The organism is Candidatus Neomarinimicrobiota bacterium (genome assembly GCA_016784545.1).
GTDB lineage: Bacteria > Fidelibacterota > UBA8477 > UBA8477 > JABMPR01 > JABMPR01.
On sequence record JADHUM010000067.1, the window covers coordinates 1 to 19,261 of the forward strand.

Annotated in this window: 22 protein-coding genes; 17 read left to right on the forward strand and 5 right to left on the reverse strand. The window is 45.1% G+C overall.

What is annotated here, in order from left to right:
- Nucleotides 1-231: 231 nt before the first annotated feature.
- The 4 genes from nrfD to ISR87_13640 all read right to left on the reverse strand — a co-directional run bounded on the left by nrfD (nucleotide 232) and on the right by ISR87_13640 (nucleotide 4,553).
- Nucleotides 232-1,173: a polysulfide reductase NrfD gene (gene nrfD / locus ISR87_13625; protein ID MBL7026481.1), complete on the reverse strand. Its 942-nt coding sequence runs from the start codon at nucleotides 1,171-1,173 to the stop codon at nucleotides 232-234.
- 127 nt (nucleotides 1,174-1,300) lie between these two features.
- Nucleotides 1,301-1,834, reverse strand: a complete 534-nt coding sequence (locus tag ISR87_13630; GenBank protein ID MBL7026482.1) for a 4Fe-4S dicluster domain-containing protein — start codon at nucleotides 1,832-1,834, stop codon at nucleotides 1,301-1,303.
- The gene (locus tag ISR87_13635) at nucleotides 1,831-4,074 is read right to left on the reverse strand and encodes a molybdopterin-dependent oxidoreductase (GenBank protein ID MBL7026483.1); all 2,244 of its coding nucleotides are present in this window, start codon (nucleotides 4,072-4,074) and stop codon (nucleotides 1,831-1,833) included. The genes ISR87_13630 and ISR87_13635 overlap by 4 nt, the downstream gene beginning before the upstream one ends.
- The gene (locus ISR87_13640; protein MBL7026484.1) at nucleotides 4,071-4,553 is read right to left on the reverse strand and encodes a MerR family transcriptional regulator; all 483 of its coding nucleotides are present in this window, start codon (nucleotides 4,551-4,553) and stop codon (nucleotides 4,071-4,073) included. The genes ISR87_13635 and ISR87_13640 overlap by 4 nt, the downstream gene beginning before the upstream one ends.
- Before the next feature lie 387 nt (nucleotides 4,554-4,940).
- On the opposite strand from ISR87_13640, the gene ISR87_13645 reads away from it, so the two are divergent.
- From ISR87_13645 to ISR87_13725, 17 genes are all read left to right on the forward strand, one after another.
- Entirely contained in the window at nucleotides 4,941-5,843 is a 903-nt protein-coding gene (locus tag ISR87_13645) for a DMT family transporter (protein MBL7026485.1), read from the forward strand.
- 89 nt (nucleotides 5,844-5,932) lie between these two features.
- Complete coding sequence (locus tag ISR87_13650) at nucleotides 5,933-6,694, forward strand: ParA family protein (GenBank protein ID MBL7026486.1); 762 nt, start codon at nucleotides 5,933-5,935, stop codon at nucleotides 6,692-6,694.
- Nucleotides 6,687-7,574: a ParB/RepB/Spo0J family partition protein gene (locus tag ISR87_13655; protein MBL7026487.1), complete on the forward strand. Its 888-nt coding sequence runs from the start codon at nucleotides 6,687-6,689 to the stop codon at nucleotides 7,572-7,574. The genes ISR87_13650 and ISR87_13655 overlap by 8 nt, the downstream gene beginning before the upstream one ends.
- Before the next feature lie 54 nt (nucleotides 7,575-7,628).
- A complete protein-coding gene (locus ISR87_13660; GenBank protein MBL7026488.1) occupies nucleotides 7,629-8,438 on the forward strand; it encodes a M23 family metallopeptidase in 810 nt (269 codons plus the stop codon).
- Nucleotides 8,428-8,805 (forward strand): polymer-forming cytoskeletal protein, encoded by a 378-nt coding sequence (locus ISR87_13665; GenBank protein ID MBL7026489.1) that lies wholly within the window; start codon nucleotides 8,428-8,430, stop codon nucleotides 8,803-8,805. Before ISR87_13660 ends, ISR87_13665 begins: the two co-directional genes overlap by 11 nt.
- Before the next feature lie 6 nt (nucleotides 8,806-8,811).
- Entirely contained in the window at nucleotides 8,812-9,015 is a 204-nt protein-coding gene (locus ISR87_13670; GenBank protein MBL7026490.1) for an AtpZ/AtpI family protein, read from the forward strand.
- Nucleotides 9,012-9,404, forward strand: coding sequence for a hypothetical protein (locus tag ISR87_13675; GenBank protein MBL7026491.1), 393 nt, complete (start codon nucleotides 9,012-9,014; stop codon nucleotides 9,402-9,404). Before ISR87_13670 ends, ISR87_13675 begins: the two co-directional genes overlap by 4 nt.
- Entirely contained in the window at nucleotides 9,404-10,222 is an 819-nt protein-coding gene (gene atpB / locus ISR87_13680) for a F0F1 ATP synthase subunit A (protein ID MBL7026492.1), read from the forward strand. Before ISR87_13675 ends, atpB begins: the two co-directional genes overlap by 1 nt.
- Before the next feature lie 140 nt (nucleotides 10,223-10,362).
- Nucleotides 10,363-10,581: a F0F1 ATP synthase subunit C gene (locus ISR87_13685; protein MBL7026493.1), complete on the forward strand. Its 219-nt coding sequence runs from the start codon at nucleotides 10,363-10,365 to the stop codon at nucleotides 10,579-10,581.
- Between the two features lie 31 nt (nucleotides 10,582-10,612).
- Complete coding sequence (atpF, locus tag ISR87_13690; GenBank protein ID MBL7026494.1) at nucleotides 10,613-11,107, forward strand: F0F1 ATP synthase subunit B; 495 nt, start codon at nucleotides 10,613-10,615, stop codon at nucleotides 11,105-11,107.
- Complete coding sequence (gene atpH / locus ISR87_13695) at nucleotides 11,107-11,643, forward strand: ATP synthase F1 subunit delta (protein ID MBL7026495.1); 537 nt, start codon at nucleotides 11,107-11,109, stop codon at nucleotides 11,641-11,643. Before atpF ends, atpH begins: the two co-directional genes overlap by 1 nt.
- A 15-nt stretch (nucleotides 11,644-11,658) precedes the next feature.
- Nucleotides 11,659-13,194 carry a F0F1 ATP synthase subunit alpha gene (locus tag ISR87_13700; protein MBL7026496.1) on the forward strand — a complete coding sequence of 512 codons (1,536 nt, stop codon included), beginning with the start codon at nucleotides 11,659-11,661 and terminating at the stop codon, nucleotides 13,192-13,194.
- Between the two features lie 8 nt (nucleotides 13,195-13,202).
- The gene (gene atpG, locus ISR87_13705; GenBank protein MBL7026497.1) at nucleotides 13,203-14,060 is read left to right on the forward strand and encodes an ATP synthase F1 subunit gamma; all 858 of its coding nucleotides are present in this window, start codon (nucleotides 13,203-13,205) and stop codon (nucleotides 14,058-14,060) included.
- Between the two features lie 16 nt (nucleotides 14,061-14,076).
- Entirely contained in the window at nucleotides 14,077-15,465 is a 1,389-nt protein-coding gene (atpD, locus tag ISR87_13710; protein ID MBL7026498.1) for a F0F1 ATP synthase subunit beta, read from the forward strand.
- 6 nt (nucleotides 15,466-15,471) lie between these two features.
- Nucleotides 15,472-15,879, forward strand: coding sequence for an ATP synthase F1 subunit epsilon (gene atpC, locus ISR87_13715; protein MBL7026499.1), 408 nt, complete (start codon nucleotides 15,472-15,474; stop codon nucleotides 15,877-15,879).
- A gap of 203 nt (nucleotides 15,880-16,082) precedes the next feature.
- Nucleotides 16,083-17,750: an ATP-binding protein gene (locus ISR87_13720; protein ID MBL7026500.1), complete on the forward strand. Its 1,668-nt coding sequence runs from the start codon at nucleotides 16,083-16,085 to the stop codon at nucleotides 17,748-17,750.
- Nucleotides 17,747-19,078, forward strand: a complete 1,332-nt coding sequence (locus ISR87_13725; GenBank protein MBL7026501.1) for a sigma-54-dependent Fis family transcriptional regulator — start codon at nucleotides 17,747-17,749, stop codon at nucleotides 19,076-19,078. The genes ISR87_13720 and ISR87_13725 overlap by 4 nt, the downstream gene beginning before the upstream one ends.
- 75 nt (nucleotides 19,079-19,153) lie before the next feature.
- On the opposite strand, the gene ISR87_13730 is transcribed toward ISR87_13725, so the two are convergent.
- The coding region (locus tag ISR87_13730) for an IS3 family transposase (protein MBL7026502.1) at nucleotides 19,154-19,261 on the reverse strand (108 nt) is incomplete at its 5' end.

The window sequence follows — 19,261 nt, forward strand, 5'->3', positions numbered from 1 at the left end:
CTGCACCACTTGCCCCCAGACCTCGGCCTGAAAAGAAAAATGCCATGAGGAGCACCAATCCCAACAGGACACCTGCCAGATAGGGATTCATGTACTTTGTTTTCATCATCAATAACCCTTATTCAATTAATATTCAATTCTTAACAACGAAGGCACAAAGTCACCAAGGAACACCAAACCAGAATTTGTGCAGCTTGGTGTCTTTGAGTTTTCGTGGTAAATAATCATTACTTAATACAACCAACGGCTGGCTTGACCGGCATTCACAACGATAATGCGCAGCATGAGATTCCCACCTACTATGAGCACCACGGGCACGATGGCTGGGATAAATTTATGTTTAAGCTCCAAAATTTCCAGAATCACAGGCAAGATCAAACCAAGCCCGACAACAAATATCCAGAAAGGAACGGTGAAAGCACCACCCAGGAACATCTGAGCGGCCTGGATGTGAACCTGGGTTCCTGCGAGATGACCCATAAATAGATGGACGATCATGAACAATTCTATCCCGATCAGGATGATATCTATCCTCGTGAACAAGCGTTTCTCCACTTCAGATTTGGAAAAGTATGAAATCAAAGCAGCGCTGGCAGATAATCCAGACGTCAAGAACAATGGTCCCAGAATACTGGTGTTCCAGAATGGTCTGGCGTTAAAGGCCGACAGCAGGATTCCCGTGTACATACCAAGTATCACGGATAACAGGATGAGAGCTTGAGCCATATATCGACGATACGCTTTAAGCCAGTTGATGGCTGTTTTAACTTCGTCAAACTTCCAATCCCATTTTGGAAAAATATCTTCAACCCAGGTTGCGATCCAGGCTATGGACAGCGGCATAATGATACCTAGAGTCCACGCCCCCCAGGACATGGGTGATTCCCAGCGGATATTGGTAAATAGTTGCCAGAAATAGAGCACATGGGATAGATCCATGAGGAGGGCGATCAATCCAATCCCAATTAGGAAGGGGACCGCCAGGGGCATCCATTTTACGGCGACTGGCAGCTCATCTTGCCGTCCACGCAGGCTGAAATAGGCCGAGAATATCAAGATTCCCGCTGAGATTCCTCCAAGGAATAGATAAAAGGGGATTTCCCAACCCCAGACGTGGAGGATGGGATCAATCTCGGGGTTCATGCGTCCACTGGTGATAATTTCTTCAATCATATCAATATCATATCCTTACACAATTATTAGCCACGGATGAAACACAGATGGAACATGGATGTTGCTAAAAACACCTTTGTTCGCTCCGCGTCCCCTGTGGTTAAGGTCTTTTTTGAAATTGCCAATATCATATTAAATAAAACACTTTGGGGTCAGTCCCAGCTTCGGGAATGAGTGATTTCCATTTTCTGGTAGCCATGGCTCTGGATATATCACTGTTCGGATCATCCAGATCACCAAAGATCATACAATGGGTAGGACAGACGGCAACACATGCGGGATCCTGGCCTTTTTCAACCCGATGGATACAGAATGTGCACTTGTCAACATAGCCCTCAGGGTGAATAAAACGTGCATCGTAAGGGCATGATGTGATACAGGCCTTACAGCCGATACATTCGCTTTCTTCCACCAGAACAATACCACCTTCGGCATAGTGACTTGCCTCTGTGGGACAGGTCCTCACACAGGGAGCATTTGCACAATGGTTACAGCGCTCAGAACGAATTTCAAGCTGCAACTGAGGATAGGTACCCGTCGTCTTTTCCACAATCCAATCCCTGCAATATCCAATCGGTACATCATTTTCAGTCTGACAGGCAACAACACAGTCATTACAGCCCACGCACTTAAGCGTGTCTACAGCCATGGCGTATCTCATGAGGACACCTCCTTCCCAGCTTCAAAACGGAAGGTCACGAAATTGCCCCTCATGCCTGTTCCACCCATTTCAGGATCAATGTGAACCCGGGTGATCAAATCAGCATCACTGGCACCTCGACCATTTGCACGGGTCAGTTTTTTTTCGGTATGTCCAAAACCATGAACCATGTACACACTGTCAAAACGGATACGTTCAGTAACACGAACCTTGATGGGAGTCTTACTGACCACACCATCCTGGTTTTCTAACCACAAATATTGATCATTTTTCAGACCCCATTCTTTGGCAACCTTGGGGTTTACCCAGACACTGTTTTCATCCATGAGATCGGTAAGATTTGGATTGTTGGCAGTCCGGCTAAACGTGTGCATGGGAGCGCGGCCATAATTGAGGCGATAGTAGCCTTCAGGTGGCTCTTCATGTGCCTTGTATTTTGGTAAGGGGTCGTAACCCTCATCTTCCATGGCTGTGGAGTAGAGCTCGATTTTACCAGTATTGGTATTAAACTCGAAATCTTCAAGATTTTCCATGGGGTAGAGGTCATCAAAGGAGCGTTTCATCTTCTTGACACCAATACGCTTCATTTCTTCAAGGGATGATCCCACTTGTTTCAGTTCCCAATCCAACTTCTCCTCAATATCCTTCCAGGGGAAGAAGGGTCCCAATCCCATTTTTTCAGCCAGACCTTTGGCCATCCACCAGGCTGGTTTGGTATTGTACTTTGGTTCAGCTGCAGGCATACGCAAGGCGAGAGTTGGTTCACGATGAGCACTGACGCGGATATCATCATAACGTTCCAGATACGTACATTCAGGTAAAATCACATCAGCATATCCGGTGATTTCCATGGGCATGGTATCGATCACCACCATGAGATCCAATGCCTGAATTGCCTTCAAGGTGTTTGCCTGATTTGGCAGGGTGTGAATCAGGTTGGTCCCGTTGACTATCCAGGCTTTAAATGAGCAGTCTCTTCCAGTGGCGGGGACTGTCGCATCGCAAATTCCTGAAGCCAAAGCCAGGCTTGCCAATTTGAACTTTCCAGGATAAGCATCTTTCCAAGTCCGCTTGGGCGTGGGAAATTGAGGGTGAGGGTAGGTCTTAAAACTAACTTTTTCAGGGTTATAAAAGCCTCCCCTGCGACCCCAGGATCCTAACAGCGCATTCAACATTGCAACGGCTCTAAGGCGTTGTGTATCATCACCATACCAAGTCACATGGCGACCAGGATGAATGATAACTCTTGGACTGGCATTGGCCATTTCACGAGCGGTCTCTCGGATAGTTTCTGGCTTAATTGTTGTGAGGCCATAGGCCCATTCCGGCGTGTTGGTAGCAACATGGGCTTTAAGTTCGTCAAAACCGTAGACATACTTTTCAACATATTCTTTGTCGTAAAGACCTTCATTGATGATGACATGCATCCAGGCTAATAATAGGGCCATGTCTGTAGCTGGTTTGATAGGTAGCCAGAATTTTGATTTGCTGGCAACTGTGGAAAAGCGGGGGTCAACCGTAATAATAGTTGCACCCTTGGCAGTAGCCTGTGCGATTTCCTGAACTGGACCGTTGTGCATGTTTTCACCAAAATGAGATCCAATGAGAACCAGGCAGCGTGTATCTCGGATATCAACACGTTCCGGGGACCCAACTCCTTCACCATAGGTAGCGAAGAAACCTACTTCACGGGGTCCTCGACATTGTGCATATGAAGGAGCTGTAATGTTATTGGAACCAAAAGCTTTTAACAAATCTCCAAAATAATGCCCCCCTGAACCGTGAGAAAAGAGCGCCGTACACTCTGGTCCATGTTCTTCGGCAACTTTTTTTAACCCATCAGCTATGTAGGTGAATGCTTCATCCCAGCTTGCTTCGCGAAAGGCTTGGACGCCATTTACTTCAGTCCTGATAAGAGGTGTCTTTAGGCGATCTTCATCGTTATACATACCCACACCGCCAGTACCTCGGGGGCATAGTCGACCATTTGAATGAGGATCATCTTCGTGACCGGTTACTTTCCAGATCTTACCCTCTTCATTGGTATGTACCCAACCTGCACACTTCCAGAAACAAATCTCACAGTATGTTGGTGTTCTCTTGGCATACATGCCAGGAACTGTATCAGGAGCCAAAATGTCTCCTGTGGAGAAATCAAACAGGGGTGTTGCGAAAGCGAGGCTTCCGGCGCCTACACCGGCGATTTTTATAAAATCACGGCGATTCATGCTAGTGCTCATGTGTTCTTCCAATGTTGTTGTAAATAGGATTTCATGTTGTGACAGGTCGTTACATCTCTATAAACTACGCATTCAGAACAAACTTCGTCCTGACAGGCTGAAGCTTTAGATTTAACCAGCCAACATGGCTCTAAAGATGTCTTATATGCATCACATACGGCTCGATCTGATTCGCTGCAGCCTTTGATCTCCCAGCAGGGAGCCATGGACATCATTCCTTTAATCCCTGCCAGATTGAAGCCACGATCTTCTATCATGACCCGGATGCATTGAAGTCTTTCGATATCTGCCTGGGAATAAAGACGACGCTTGGATTTTGTGCGCTGGGGAATGATGAGACCTTCAGTCTCATACATTCGCAAGGTGTGGACTGAAACGCCGACCAGCTCTGCAGCAATACCAATAGCGAAAACCGGTCTGGTTTTGTCTGAGAGGCGTTCTTTTATGTCTGATGCATTCATATCAAATCTATATTTCATAATCTAGCTTTGCCATATACATGCCGAAGTGAGTGAGAAATATTAATAGCAAATAGTATTAGTAGTGTTTATTGATAGAAGTTAATAATAGCAGGTAAAACTTGCGAAAGTCATATGAGTCCCTGTTTGCAATGAATTCAAGCAAGTGGGGTTGTTCTGAAGCAACTGTAGGATGCGCAAAAACCCAACAAATTTCTTGAATTATTCTTTGAGAAATACCTGAACCTGGCAAGCTATTTATGGACCTGTAAGGGTGAGATTCTTAATCTGAAGTACTGACTTCTCACTTCTGGAAACACGAATTAACTCTTTTGAGAATGAGGCTTTAATTCATTGTGAATGAAACAATTGAATAGCCTATGGGCAGAACCAAACTAATTTCACCGCGTGAAAAATAAGTCTTACATAATACCTGTATTATATCTGGTTTTAATCCTGATTTGGGGGAGTACCTGGATTGCCATTAAAGTGAGTGTTGGGGATACACCATTTCTTATGGCTTCAATCCGTTTTTTTATTGCAGGGATTGTCCTTGTCTTCTATCAAAAATTGCACAAAAAAGCCGTCCTCCCTCAACGGGAACATCTTTACCTCATCCTGTCTTTGGGTTTGGGGAATTTCTTTATTGGTTATGGACTCACCTATTGGGGAATGCAATACGTAAACAGCAATATTACATCCATACTCTGGGCGACCCTACCGGTCATGATTGCTCTATTCGCCCATGGAATGCTAAAAAATGAAAAAATTACTGCCTCAAGCATATTCAGTCTGGTAGGATCAATAATTGGCACCCTCTTCATCTTTGATCTAAGGGGAGCATCTTTCGATCCACAGGTAGCTACAGGGATGCTCATTATCCTGGTGTCAATCTTTGCCGCAGCCTATCCCAATGTGCTTTATAAACGAGATGGAGCGAATCTGGATCCGGTTGCAGCCAATGCTTCAGCCATGCTGATCGGAGCAACATTATTGTTAATCACCGGATTAGTGACCGAATCCTGGAGCAATGTGGAGTTTAATACGCTAACAATTGCAGCCACTGCTTACCTCGCGATTTTTGGTTCAGCCATCGGGTTCACCATGTATTTTTGGTTGGTTAATCGTGTTACCATTGTGAAAATGAGTTATACGACATTTCTCATTCCTATTTTAGCCAGTATCTGGGGTTGGGTATTATTAGGTGAAGCATTAAGCAGCTCAGCCTTGTTGGGTGCCGTGATCATTATTTTATCTGTTTCCTTGCCAGAATTATTACGCTCTAGGTTTTTCATTTCCAATGGAGAGTGACACTCAGCTACCCGTTGTATTTGGGATAGAGGTCAACTATATTCAAAGCCTGAACATAATTAGCAAAGGTCTTTAAAAAACAATATCTTATGGCAAAAATAATAGCCATCGTGAATCAAAAGGGGGGTGTGGGGAAAACAACCACTTCAGTCAATCTGGCTGCAGGTTTGGCCGTGACTGAGAAAAAGACCCTACTTATTGATTTTGATCCCCAGGCAAATTCTACAGCTGGGCTTGGACACCCCGTTCGGGTGGACGGGAAAAGTATTTATCAAGTCTTGCTTGGTCAGGCAACTATTCCTGACATCATGCACAAGTGTGAATTGCCATTTCTGGACCTGGTGCCTTCCAGTCCTTCGCTGGTGGGAGCAGAAGTGGAATTGGTTTCGGCCATTGCCAGAGAGCGTATTTTGAAAGAGGCGGTAGCTGAAATTGAAGAGAATTATGATTTTATCATTATTGATTGTCCGCCTTCACTTGGTCTTCTCACCTTAAATGCACTCACAGCCGCTCACTCAATTCTGATACCAATTCAATGTGAGTACTATGCCCTGGAAGGTCTGGGTCAATTGTTGAATACTGTCCGCCGGGTTCAGAAAACCATCAACAAGGCACTCGTTATTGAAGGTGTTTTGATGACCATGTATGATAGTCGGCTGAATTTGAGCAAGCAGGTCGTGGAAGAAGTCAAAACCTATTTTAAAGACCGGGTTTACAAGACCTACATCAACAGGAATGTTCGCTTAAGTGAATCACCGAGTTATGGTAAACCCATTATGCTGTATGATGCGAATTCTGTGGGCGCCGCAAACTATATGAATCTCGTGGAAGAGGTGCTTGAAAATGCCTGAAGTTCCTAAAAGACTGGGACGGGGGCTGGATGCAATTCTTGATTCATTGGGTGCTCCTGAGGAGTCATCTATCTCCTCGCTCACAGTTTCTCCCAACGATATTCGTCCAAATCCTTTTCAACCCAGAAAAGATTTTGATTCGGAAAAAGCAGTACAGGCTTTTGAGGATCTGAAAGCTTCAATTAAGTCAAAAGGTTTAATTCAACCCATCACGGTGCGTGAAGTCAATGGTGAGTATGAGCTCATCGCAGGTGAAAGGCGTCTGAGAGCTTGCCAGGACCTGGGGTTGGAGACAATCCCAATTCATATTCTTAACGTGGAAAAAGATGTGGATATGATGGAGTTAGCTCTGATTGAAAATTTACAAAGGGATAATCTGAATCCTCTTGAAGAAGCTGAAGCATACTCACTCCTATCGAAAAAGTACGACCTGTCTCATGAAGAAATTGCCGGAAATATTGGCAAAAGTCGAGCGGCCATAACAAATGCCATGCGCCTCTTGAAGTTGCCAGCAGAAATTAAGATTGCCCTGAAAAATCTCGTCATATCAGCAGGTCATGCCAGAGCGCTTCTGGGCCTGGATTCAGAAAAAGAAATGATTCATATCTTCCAGCAAGTTCGCAGGAACAACATGAGCGTTCGGGAAACTGAAAATTATGTCAAAAAGCTCAAAGAAAAGACGCCTGTTTCAGCGAAGAAGAAGAAAATGCCCCCAAAGAAGTCAGTTTTTATAACCAGGAGTGAAGAAGCCCTCATGACAGTTCTGGGAACCCGAGTACAGATTAAAGCCGGTCCCAAGAAGGGGATCATTGAAGTTGAGTATTTTGGTGATGAGGATCTGGAACGCTTACTGGAACTCTTTGAGTCCATGAAAAAATAATAAATCTGCATTCGGAACCATTTCCCCAACAGGAATTAGTAGAGACAGGAAATCATGAAACACGAAAAATATACTATTCTCATCCTACCAGATAACGAAACCAACGGCAGGTCCTATTCGATCACCGCCACGACAGTCAATGCTCTGAAATTGCTCATCCTGTTGCTGCTTGTAGCTATCATTCTATTTTCAACATATTACCTGCCGAAAGCAATGGAGTATCGGGAGATAAGGCGTGAGAACGATTATCTGCTTGGTGAAAGACAGGAAGTGGCTGGTTTGTTGAAAAATTCCAAGCGTATTGATGAGATCAATCACTTTATCGAAAGCACACTGGGGAGCCATTATAATCTGAGTACAAATGCAGGGGATAGCACAGCTTTTGAGGATAATTGGGAGCTGTCTCCTTTTGAAACTATGGGCTTGTTGGATGATTTGCCGACCTATTTACCCATTAAGGGATTTGTGAATGCTGGATTTCAAGTCAGGGAAGGGCTCTTTAGTCAGGACCATCTTGGAATAGATTTGTCCTCCATTGAGGATCGGGTTGTGAAAGCTGCAGGTCGAGGATATGTCATTTTTTCAGATTGGACCTATCGTTTTGGGAATACGATTATTATTGACCATGGTAACAGCTATCTCACTGTATATGGTCACAATGAGCAAAACCTTGTGACGCAGCGACAGGTTGTAGATCGTGCAGAACCCATCGCCATCATGGGCAACACAGGTATTTCTGATGGTGCTCATCTTCACTTTGAGATCTGGTATGAAGGTGTACCACTTGATCCAGCCACATTTATCACCGAACTGAACGAAACAAGTGCTCCATCTGTTAAGAAGGATTACAAAAATGGCAAATAGAATACATCGTATTGAAACAATTGTAGGGCGTGGGACTCATATTTCTGGTGATATGAATATCAATGGGAGTGCACACATAAACGGTACAGTCGATGGCAGTATAGAAGCCAGCGGGTTTGTTACTGTCTCTGAATCCGGTGTTGTCAAAGGGGGAATCAAAGGGGATTACGCAATCATTGGTGGTATCGTGGGTGGCAATATTGAGGTAAAGGGCAAGGTTGCCCTGGGGAAAGCCGGACGACTTAAAGGGGATGTTATTGCTACCAGACTCATCATTGAAGATGGGGCAGTATTCCATGGTCGCAGTTCTATGGTTCCAGAAACGTCTACTTCTGACGAATTTGAAGCCCTCGGCGAAGAGATTTAGCAGCACTTGAAATCTGACGGCTCAGGCAAGTATATGGCAGCTGCCTCGACCATGACCGGCAGTGTTTTAGGTCTTGGTGCTATCGGCTATTTTATCGATCAAAAATTTGGCTGGCCTCAGTATGGGGTCCTCACCGGCGCGCTATTAGGTGTGGTTATTGGTATGTATGAGCTTTACAAAAGTCTCTATATGAAAGAGAAGGACGAGTGAAAGCCTGGCAGGTATTGGGGGTTTCAGCCCTGATTTTAAATGGTTTAGCTATCCTGGCCCTAATCTTCACGGGGCGCCCGGATTTAGTGAAATCTGTGCTCGCTGGAGCCATTATTCCAATCCTGATAAGTGGCGGCCTATTGCTCTGGGCAGAATATTCAAAAACAAATGACGCTCAAAACCTTCAAAAAATAAATATTATAGGCTTTTTCTTTAAGGTTGTTCTGATGGGGATATGGTCGACTATCCTCTTGAAAGCGGGGGCTTTGGATAACGTGACATTTATTGTAATATTAGTCATAAACTTCCTTGCGTGGCATGGGGTCGAAGCTTATTATTGGCCGCTTTTTATGGCAGGAAGCACACAAAAAACAGGGGAGAATTCTTGATGGCTGCACCAGGCCACGGAACCAGTAACAACATTGGAGATAAAATCATTGAGCATGTCGCGAATAGTGACGTGATGATTCATTTTGAACTATTTGGTGTTGATCTTTCCATCACGAAGCACGTCATCATGCTCTGGATTGCCGCTGGTGTGCTTGTTTCTGCTGCCCTCTACGCAACCAGACGATATCGCAAAGAAGAGCGCCCTGTCCCCAGTGGTTTTTCAAATGCTTTTGAGTATGTCGTTGACTTTGTCAGGACAGGAATTCTCATTCCCACGGTTGGAAAGAATCATGTCTTGAAATGGGGACCGCTCGTGATGTCCTTTTTCTTTCTTATTCTCACCATGAACTTCCTCGGTCTCATGCCTTTCTTTAGTTATATAAATCATGGACACGGTGGGACGACGGCCACAGGCAATATCAATGTGACTGCAGCCTTAGCTTTGATTACATTTATTGCCATTATTATTGCAGGTATTTTGGAGCATGGCTTCTTTAAGCATTGGAAAAATCTGGTCCCTAGTGGTTTGCCTAAAGCAGTGTATATCATTCTGATCCCAATTGAGATATTAAGTATGTTTGTGAGACCCTTCGCATTGACCATGCGACTGGCTGCTAACATGACCGCTGGGCATATTGCCATGCTGGCCATCTTTGCACCTATATTTCTGCTTCACAATGCCTATGTTGGTGTTGCTTCAGTCGCCTTGAATGTGGGTATTACCTTTTTAGAGATTATCGTGAGTATTGTGCAGGCTTATGTGTTCACACTGCTTTCATCTGTGTTTATTGGCCAATCAATTCACCCACATCATTAATAGTTTTGATCTTTTACAACAAAAAAATATATAAACCTTCTATCAACTATGCTCTAAATGCGCCTACTCAGTTCAGGGATATGAGACATGTATGTGCAGTGAGGTAGCAATGGTAGAAACACACAACAAGGAGTTTTAATATGGAATTAGCTTATCTAGGTGCCGCAATTGGCGCTGGAATGATCGTTATTGGCGCTGGACTTGGAATTGGAAAATTGGCCGCAGCAGCTGCTGCTGGTATCGCTCGTCAGCCTGAAGCCGCTGCCAGCATTACTGGTGCAGTTAACTTGCCACTCTTCCTCCTCGAAGGTGTTGCAATTATCGGTGAGGTTGTAGCTCTCCTCATCGCGCTGAAATAAGAAAGCCTGAAAACTCTCCTTCGGAGGAACTATGGAAAACCTGCTACGGTTTGACACAGGCTTAATGATTTGGACCTGGATCACCTTCATTGCGGTGTTGGTGATTCTGGGTACCAAAGCCTGGAAGCCCATGATCAAAGCGCTGGAAAATCGCGAAAATTTCATTCGTGAATCACTTGAAGAAGCTGAAGAAGCTCGTAAAGAAGCTGATAAAATTGCGATTGAATATGAAGCGATGGTTGCCAAAGCTCGACAAGAAGCCCAAAATATTGTAGCTGCTGGCAAGGAAACCGCTGAACGGATGAAAGCTGACATCCTCGATGAAGCGCAGGATAAATCTGCCGGGATTCTCAAACAAGCTGAAATTCAGATTGGCGCAGAACGTGATAAGGCCATTGCAGAAATCCGGACTCAGATTGTGGATATCTCACTGGCTGCTGCTGAAAAAATTATCTCAAAATCAATTACTCTGGAAGACAACGAACGTCTCATCGATGACGCTCTCAAGGATTACGGAAGGAATTGATGCGCACATCAGCAAAAAGTCGCCAGTACGCCAACCTGTTACTAAATATTGCTGAAATGAAGGACGCTCTTGAGCCAGTCTATCGCTCAATGAAGTCTTTTTATGCCAGTTATCGTCGCGAACCGGCACTGAAGGCATTTCTAGCCTCAACCAAAGTTGAAGCATCAGTCAAAATTCAACTGCTTGGCAAAGTGTTCCCTGATTTGCACCCCATCAACCAGGCATTTATTGCCCAATTAGGGGATGAACGGGATATGAAATTGTTGGGCATGATCATGCATGGTCTGGAAACTGCTTTTTATACGCGTAGTGATCAGGTAAAAGTGCATGCAGTCAGTACCAGTAAATTATCGGACGCTACGATAAAAGGCATACACCAGGCTGTTCAATCAGTCACATCCTCGAAAGCTGATTTTACTACAGAAGTAAATCAGGATATTCTGGGTGGTTTAACATTACGAGTTGGCAATACCATTTTGGATGCCTCCCTCTCCAGTAAACTGGCACGTATCAGACAAGCACTGATTCAGTCCTAAAGGAAAGACAAGAATATGACAGATATTCGAACAGACGAAATCACAAAATTACTCCAGGAAGAACTGAGCAAATTAGATCTCTCTATTGATGTAGCCGAGATTGGGGAAGTCATCATGGTTGGTGACGGAATTGCCCGCGTCAGTGGACTGGAAAATGTTATGGCCTCAGAGCTGATTGAGCTCCCCAACGGTGTTGTGGGTATGGCTATGAACCTGGAAGAGGACGAAGTGGGACTGGTTTTATTTGGAAATACTTCTCTTGTAAAAGAGGGTGACCAGGCCAAGCGAACTGGAAAGGTTGTTTCAGTTGCAGTTGGTGATGCCGTCATCGGACGCGTGTTAAGCCCAATTGGCGTTCCCATGGATGGCAAGGGAGCGATAAAGGCCGAAAAGCTCTATCCCGTCGAGCGCAAAGCTCTGGGTGTGTTGGCCAGAAGTCCGGTGAATGAACCGCTCCAGACAGGCATCAAAGCTATCGACAGTATGATTCCCATTGGCCGTGGCCAGCGGGAACTGATCATTGGCGACCGTCAGACTGGTAAGACAGCCGTGGCTCTGGATACTATTGTGAATCAGAAATATACTCACAGTGCAGATACGCCAGATGATCCAGTATATTGTATTTATGTCGCTATTGGACAGAAAGCATCCACGGTAGCCCGCGTGGTTGCCGAGCTTGATGCACAGGGGGCGATGGAGTATACAACCGTTGTTGCTGCAAACGCCTCAGATCCTGCTCCACTACAATTTTTAGCACCCTATACCGGTGCTTCTATTGGTGAATACTTTCGTGATAATGGCAAACATGCGCTGATTATCTATGATGATCTCTCCAAACATGCTGTGGCCTATCGCCAGATGTCTCTGCTTCTGAGAAGACCCCCAGGTCGTGAGGCCTATCCAGGAGATGTGTTCTACCTCCACAGCCGCTTATTGGAACGTTCCTCTAAATTGAATAAAGAGTTGGGTGGCGGTTCCCTTACAGCCTTGCCCATCATTGAAACCCAAATGGGTGATGTGTCTGCCTATATCCCAACCAATGTGATCTCCATTACTGATGGTCAGATCTTTTTGGAAACGGATCTGTTCAATAGCGGACAGCGTCCAGCCTTGAACGTAGGTATCTCAGTGTCTCGTGTAGGTGGAAACGCCCAGATCGGCGCCATGAAGAAGGTTGCGGGGGGAATGAGACTTGATCTGGCCCAATACCGTGAACTGGCAGCTTTTGCCCAGTTCGGATCTGATCTGGATGCTGAGACTCAAAACCAGTTGACCAGGGGAAAAATTCTCTATGAAGTGTTGAAACAGAATCAATTTGCCCCCATGGTTGTGGAAAAACAGATTGCTATTTTCTACGCTGCTTCAAGAGGTTTTCTGGATCAAATCGACCCCAAAGAGATTCGTCGTTTTGAACGGGAATTTCTTGAAAATATGGAAGCAACTCAGCCAGCCCTTCTCAAACAGATTGCTACAGAAGGCAAACTGACAGATGAGATTGATGCTGCATTGAATAAGACAGTTGCGGACTTTGTTAAAGGGTTCGTAGCCTAAGGATCGCTATGGCGAATTTAAAAGACATTCGGAAGCGGATAGGTACCATTGAGAGTATCAAGCAGGTAACGCGCGCTATGAAGCTCGTGGCGGCGGCAAAATTACGTCGTGCTCAGAGCAACATGGAACAGGCGAGGCCTTATGCTGTTAGGATCAATGGTGTACTTAACCAACTGCTTCCAGATATTGATCGAACTTCCCATGACCTTCTGACAATGAGACCAGCCCGGCAAAAGGCTTTTATCATATTGACATCAGATCGGGGTCTTTGTGGCAGTTTTAACACAAACATTCTTCGCCAGGCAGAGAATATCATCAAAACGGCTGGCAAAGAAAATTCAAAGCTCATCTGCATTGGGCGCAAGGGATATGAGTATTTTTCAAAAAGAGGCTATGATGTTGTAGAACATTATGCTGATTTCTGGAGTGAACTCGATTTTAGTCACGCCACCACAATGGCAAGAGCCGTTACGGCCCGCTATCTGGCAGGTGAATATGATGATGTGAGAGTCATCTTTAATGAATTCAAGAATGTTGCTCAGCAAAAGATCGTGGAATACCATTATCTCCCTCTGGTTTTGGAAGATGAGGCTGAAGAAGTTGGTATAGATTTTCTGTTTGAGCCTTCCAAGGACGAGGTAGTCAAATCATTGGTACCCCGTCATTTAAATATCCAAATGTGGCGCTTTCTTCTGGAATCCAATGCCTCCGAGCAGGCAGCCAGGATGACCTCAATGGAAGCAGCTACGAATAATGCCGGAGATCTCATTGATAGTCTCCGACTGGAATACAATAAGGCACGTCAAGCTGCAATTACCACTGAGATTCTGGAAGTTGTGAGTGGTGCCGAAGCTTTAGTGGAATAAGAGGAAAATTCATACGATGGCAAAACAAGGAAAAGTAGTTCAGATTATGGGTGCTGTAGTTGATGTTCGTTTTGAAGAGGGTCAGCTGCCAGAAGTTTTAAATGCTCTGAATATTGAGCGTGAAGAAGGGATACTGGTTTTAGAGGTCGCTCAGCATCTCGGCGAGAATGTTGTCCGAACCATCGCCATGGACTCTACCGATGGTCTCCAGCGTGGTACCAAGGTGACTGATGTTGGTTCTCCCATTTCTGTTCCCGTTGGTCCTGAGACATTAGGCCGTATGTTTGATGTGGTGGGAAATGTCATCGATGGGAAACCCGCTCCCAATGTGGAACGTCACCCCATTCATCGCGATCCACCCAAGCAGGAAGATCTGACCACTGCCAGTGAGATTCTGGAAACAGGTATCAAGGTTGTTGATCTGCTTGAGCCATACTCGAAGGGTGGCAAAACGGGTTTATTCGGTGGTGCCGGTGTTGGTAAAACAGTGTTAATTCAGGAACTGATCCGCAACATTGCCACTGAGCATGGTGGTTATTCAGTATTCTCAGGAGTGGGTGAACGTACTCGAGAGGGTAATGATCTTTATCTTGAAATGACCGAATCAGGGGTTATCGCTAAAACTGCCATGGTATTTGGCCAGATGAATGAACCACCTGGAGCTCGTCTCCGTGTGGCTTTATCAGGTCTCACAATGGCTGAATATTTCCGTGATGTGGAAGGCAAGGATGTCTTGCTTTTCGTCGATAACATTTTCCGCTTCACACAGGCTGGGTCTGAAGTATCCGCTCTGTTGGGACGTATGCCTTCTGCTGTTGGTTACCAGCCAACTCTGTCTACTGAGATGGGTGACCTCCAGGAAAGGATAACATCAACCAAGAAGGGCTCAGTGACCTCTGTACAGGCTATCTACGTCCCTGCTGATGATTTAACAGATCCTGCCCCAGCAACGACTTTTGCCCACCTTGATGCGACTACGGTTTTGGAACGCAGCATTTCCGAGTTAGGAATTTACCCTGCTGTAGATCCACTTTCATCCACATCTAGAATACTCGATCCTCGCGTCGTAGGAGATCGTCACTATAACGTTGCGCAGGAAGTCAAAATTGTGCTGCAGAAGTATAAAGACCTTCAAGATATTATCGCCATTCTTGGTATGGATGAATTATCTGATGATGATAAGAACACAGTGAACCGTGCTCGACGCATGCAGAAATTCTTTTCACAACCATTTTTCGTGGCGGAAACATTTACTGGCACTGCAGGAAAATATGTCAGCGTAGAGGATTCTATCGCTGGGTTTGAAGCCATCCTTGGTGGTGATATGGATAAATACAATGAGAATGCCTTTATGTATAAAGGAAATATTGACGACGTGATTGCCAGCGCAAAGAAGAGCGGATAATTAATAATGGCAGCCAAATTTCATCTTGAAATCATTACACCTACCAAAGTGTATGATGAGGGTGATGTAGATTACCTCCGTGCTCCTGGTGTAGATGGTGCATTCGGTGTCCTGGCAGGGCATACAGAGTCAATTATGGCTTTGGCGGTTGGTGAAATCAAAGTGGTGAAGGGTTCTATTGAGAAATTTTACGCCTCTACCAAGGGTTTTGCTGAAATCACCGATAAGGGCGTGCAGCTCCTGGTGGAATCTGCCGAACCCATGGAAGCTATTGACTTGAACCGAGCGCAAACAGCATACGATCGGGCCAAGCAACATCTCAGTCGCAAAAAAGATGAGGGGTTGGATGAGTTGAGAGCAATTCGAGCAGTAGAACGATCCATGAATCGTCTTAGGGTTGGCTCGAAGCGATAAATTAGTTTTCAATCAATATTCCAATGCCCCGGTCCCTGAGTATATCAAAGGGTCTGGGGCATTTTTTAATCATTTTCCCGATATTCAGATTTATTTAGGTCTTCATCCAACTCCATTTAATTTTCTATCCAGTTTAATCGACTAGATAGGGTGGATACTTGCTGAGAGCTGTTAAAAATATTTTGAAACTGAATCCGTGGTATATGGGCCTTTATCTTGTCGTTTTGAGCTTACTCCTTTTATCCAGCTATTTCGAGTACAAGTCCAGATATCGTGATGTTCTCCAACTTATCCAGGATCAGGCTGCCATGACTGCTGCAGTGATTGCACAGAGCGGGAGTGGACAGGCCTACCTCACTGAGGAACTCAAACAGTCCTACATTGATAGAGCCATCGATATGCTTAGTATCTTGAATCAAATAGATAAGGAGCAGCAACTCTCCAGAAGTGATCTGGATAAATGGGTGAACGATGAAACCATTATGGACATCAGCACCTGGGATACTGAAGGGAAGTTGGAGGGCGGTACCAGAATAGCCTCAAAAAAGGACCAGAAAGCAGCAGTAGTGGAGAAGGCTTGGATTCAAAGCCAACTGCAACCAATCCTTTCCAGACAGTCAGAGATAATAATCATCGGCGTGGATCAAAAGCAGGTCAGTTCGGCGCTTGCTGATAGTGCTGAGGATCAGTTTTTAATTGCCATCCCCAGGGACCGAGGGGGCGCAATCGCCTGTCAACTATCAATGGAAGCTGAGCAAAATTTTAAGTATCTCACTGCCATGGAGTCTGCCCTGGAAGAACTCCTCCATGTCAAGGGTTTGCAGTACCTGAAGTTGGCTCTCGATGATCATGAACCCTATTTTGTTTCAAAAACCGGCGAAATCATTGATGATACCTGGGATAGACAGCCACTGGCAGATATCCTCTATACCGTATCCAAAGGCGAAACCAAATTGCTGGAAGTTGTCCGTCCCATATTTTTTAATACAAGTCTGGGTGAGGTTCGCATTGGTTTTAAAGCGGATACCTTGATGAGTCTAAAAAGTCAAATTTTATATCAAATTCTCATTCGCTCCACGCTGTTTTCCCTCCTTGCATTTGTCTTAATTATATTTTTCCTGGTCCGGCGAAATGCCATTTTATTGGAAGAAGAGAAGCAGCGTATCGAAGCTGAGGTATATAGGCTTGAGAAACTGAATCGACTCAGAGAAAAACAGGCTGCCGTAGGAGAGCTTGCAGCAGGAGTTGCCCATGAGATTCGCAATCCACTTAATGCCATAGGCATTGTAGCCCAGCGCCTGAAGCGAGAATTTTCTACAGGCAAGGACCAACAGGAATATGAATTGCTCACTGGTACCATGGTCTCAGAGATATCTCGCATCAATTCATCCCTCCAGGATTTCTTAGAATACACAAGACCTACGCCCCTGAGCTTTTCCACCCTCAATATGGGTGATTTTCTAGGGAGTATTCAGGAGTTGTATATATCCGAAGCCCTTGATAAAGAAATTGTATTGACCATTGATGTGCAGGAATTTGAATTTAATGCTGATGCGGAATATTTGAGACAGGCTATTTCGAATATAGTTAGAAACGCACTCGATGCGTGTGAAGGTAGCGCTACCGTACAGTTAAGAGGTTACAAAAAGGGAGATGCCGCTATTATTGTTGTCCAGGATACAGGGTCAGGCATTGCACAGAATCAAATTAGTCGAGTCTTTGATTTGTATTATACAACCAAGGACATGGGCACTGGAGTCGGCCTGGCTTTGACACACAAAATTATTGCAGACCATCATGGCACCATCGAAGTCACCAGTGAAATTGGAGCTGGAAGTACATTTCAAATCGAACTACCGGTGAAACAATGACAAAGATCCTTATTGTTGATGATGAACGACTCCAACGAGATTCACTTGCTGGTTTCTTGCAGAAAATTGGATACGATGTGAGCACGGCTGACTCTGCACAAACAGCCCTGGCTCATATGTACAGCCATCCTGTTGATATTGTATTATCAGATTACAAAATGCCGTATATGACCGGGGCTGATCTATTGCGGGAGGTAAAATCGCGACATCCCAATGTCATTTTGGTTCTTATAACAGCCTTTGGAACTGTGGATATTGCCGTGGATGCCATGAAGTCTGGTGCCTGGGATTTCTTAACCAAACCCGTTGATCTGGATCAGCTTGAAGCACTGCTCAAGGGCATCGAGGATCACATACAAGCTTCACAAAACCCTCAAAAAATCGCAATAGAGCAAGATTCAGGGGAGATGGGTTTCCTTACCAGGGATCCAGTGATGTTAGGTTTGCTCCAACAGGCAAGACGCGTGGCAGACAGTCAAGCCACTGTCCTTATCACCGGCGAAACCGGAGTAGGCAAGGAAGTTCTAGCTGAGTATATACATCAGCATTCACCCCGGGGCAAACACGCCATGGTAGCTGTGAATTGCGCAGCCCTCCCCAGCCATCTTATTGAGAGTGAACTTTTCGGGCATGAGAAAGGCGCCTTCACTGGGGCAACTGCCACAAGGAAGGGCCGCTTTGAGGAAGCGCATGAGGGAACGCTTTTCCTGGATGAGATTGGTGATCTTCCCCTTGACATGCAAACCAAGCTTTTACGCTTTCTCCAGAGTGGGGAGTTTCAAAAAATTGGGGAGAATCAGGTTCTCAAATCGGATGTAAGAGTGATTGCTGCCACCAATGTAGATTTGCTCCATGCTATTGAAATTGGTGAGTTTAGAGAAGATCTCTATTATCGATTAAATGTCATCAATCTGGAAATCCCTCCCCTGAGGAACAGGCCTGAGGATATTAGCGTTCTGTCAGAATATTTTCTTGAAAAATTTGGTATTAGAGAAGGTCGGTCTGAGATGACACTCTCCACAGAGGCGGTTGAAGCCCTGAAAACGTATCATTTTCCAGGCAATGTGCGTGAATTGGGTAATTTGCTGGAGCGTGCAGTATTGCTTTGCCCGGGATCTGAAATTTTAGCTGGCGGGCTAAACTTGCAGCGTAAGGCTGGGGAGAAAATCACCTCAGGTAAATTGAAGGACTCTGTTGGTGGGCTGGAGGTAGATCTCATAAAAAATACCCTGTCTGAGGCAGGGGGCAATCAGAGCGAGTGCGCCCGCCGGTTGGGTATCAGCGAACGAGTTCTGCGCTACAAGCTCCAGAAGTATAATCTCAAGTAATACGCTACTCAATATTACTCCAAGCGAGGATTGACAGCGTGGAGTTGCTACAAAAAAGTGGACACATAAAGAAGCCTATGCCGCCCATTTGATTGATTGTTGATAATATTGATCTGGGGATAAATATCCCAGAGCTGAATGTTTTCTGATTCTGTTGTAGAACACTTCGATATATTCAAAGAT

Bases quoted from the DNA above. Each gene is read 5' to 3' on its own strand.
- ISR87_13640 (MBL7026484.1), bottom strand. From the start codon at position 4,553: ATGAAATATAGATTTGATATGAATGCATCAGACATAAAAGAACGCCTC.
- ISR87_13660 (MBL7026488.1), top strand. From the start codon at position 7,629: ATGAAACACGAAAAATATACTATTCTCATCCTACCAGATAACGAAACC.
- atpC (MBL7026499.1), top strand. From the start codon at position 15,472: ATGGCAGCCAAATTTCATCTTGAAATCATTACACCTACCAAAGTGTAT.
- nrfD (MBL7026481.1), bottom strand. From the start codon at position 1,173: ATGATTGAAGAAATTATCACCAGTGGACGCATGAACCCCGAGATTGAT.
- atpB (MBL7026492.1), top strand. From the start codon at position 9,404: ATGGCTGCACCAGGCCACGGAACCAGTAACAACATTGGAGATAAAATC.
- atpG (MBL7026497.1), top strand. From the start codon at position 13,203: ATGGCGAATTTAAAAGACATTCGGAAGCGGATAGGTACCATTGAGAGT.
- ISR87_13685 (MBL7026493.1), top strand. From the start codon at position 10,363: ATGGAATTAGCTTATCTAGGTGCCGCAATTGGCGCTGGAATGATCGTT.
- ISR87_13665 (MBL7026489.1), top strand. From the start codon at position 8,428: ATGGCAAATAGAATACATCGTATTGAAACAATTGTAGGGCGTGGGACT.
- atpF (MBL7026494.1), top strand. From the start codon at position 10,613: ATGGAAAACCTGCTACGGTTTGACACAGGCTTAATGATTTGGACCTGG.
- ISR87_13700 (MBL7026496.1), top strand. From the start codon at position 11,659: ATGACAGATATTCGAACAGACGAAATCACAAAATTACTCCAGGAAGAA.
- ISR87_13630 (MBL7026482.1), bottom strand. From the start codon at position 1,834: ATGAGATACGCCATGGCTGTAGACACGCTTAAGTGCGTGGGCTGTAAT.
- atpH (MBL7026495.1), top strand. From the start codon at position 11,107: ATGCGCACATCAGCAAAAAGTCGCCAGTACGCCAACCTGTTACTAAAT.
- ISR87_13650 (MBL7026486.1), top strand. From the start codon at position 5,933: ATGGCAAAAATAATAGCCATCGTGAATCAAAAGGGGGGTGTGGGGAAA.
- atpD (MBL7026498.1), top strand. From the start codon at position 14,077: ATGGCAAAACAAGGAAAAGTAGTTCAGATTATGGGTGCTGTAGTTGAT.
- ISR87_13720 (MBL7026500.1), top strand. From the start codon at position 16,083: ATGGGCCTTTATCTTGTCGTTTTGAGCTTACTCCTTTTATCCAGCTAT.
- ISR87_13635 (MBL7026483.1), bottom strand. From the start codon at position 4,074: ATGAGCACTAGCATGAATCGCCGTGATTTTATAAAAATCGCCGGTGTA.
- ISR87_13725 (MBL7026501.1), top strand. From the start codon at position 17,747: ATGACAAAGATCCTTATTGTTGATGATGAACGACTCCAACGAGATTCA.
- ISR87_13655 (MBL7026487.1), top strand. From the start codon at position 6,687: ATGCCTGAAGTTCCTAAAAGACTGGGACGGGGGCTGGATGCAATTCTT.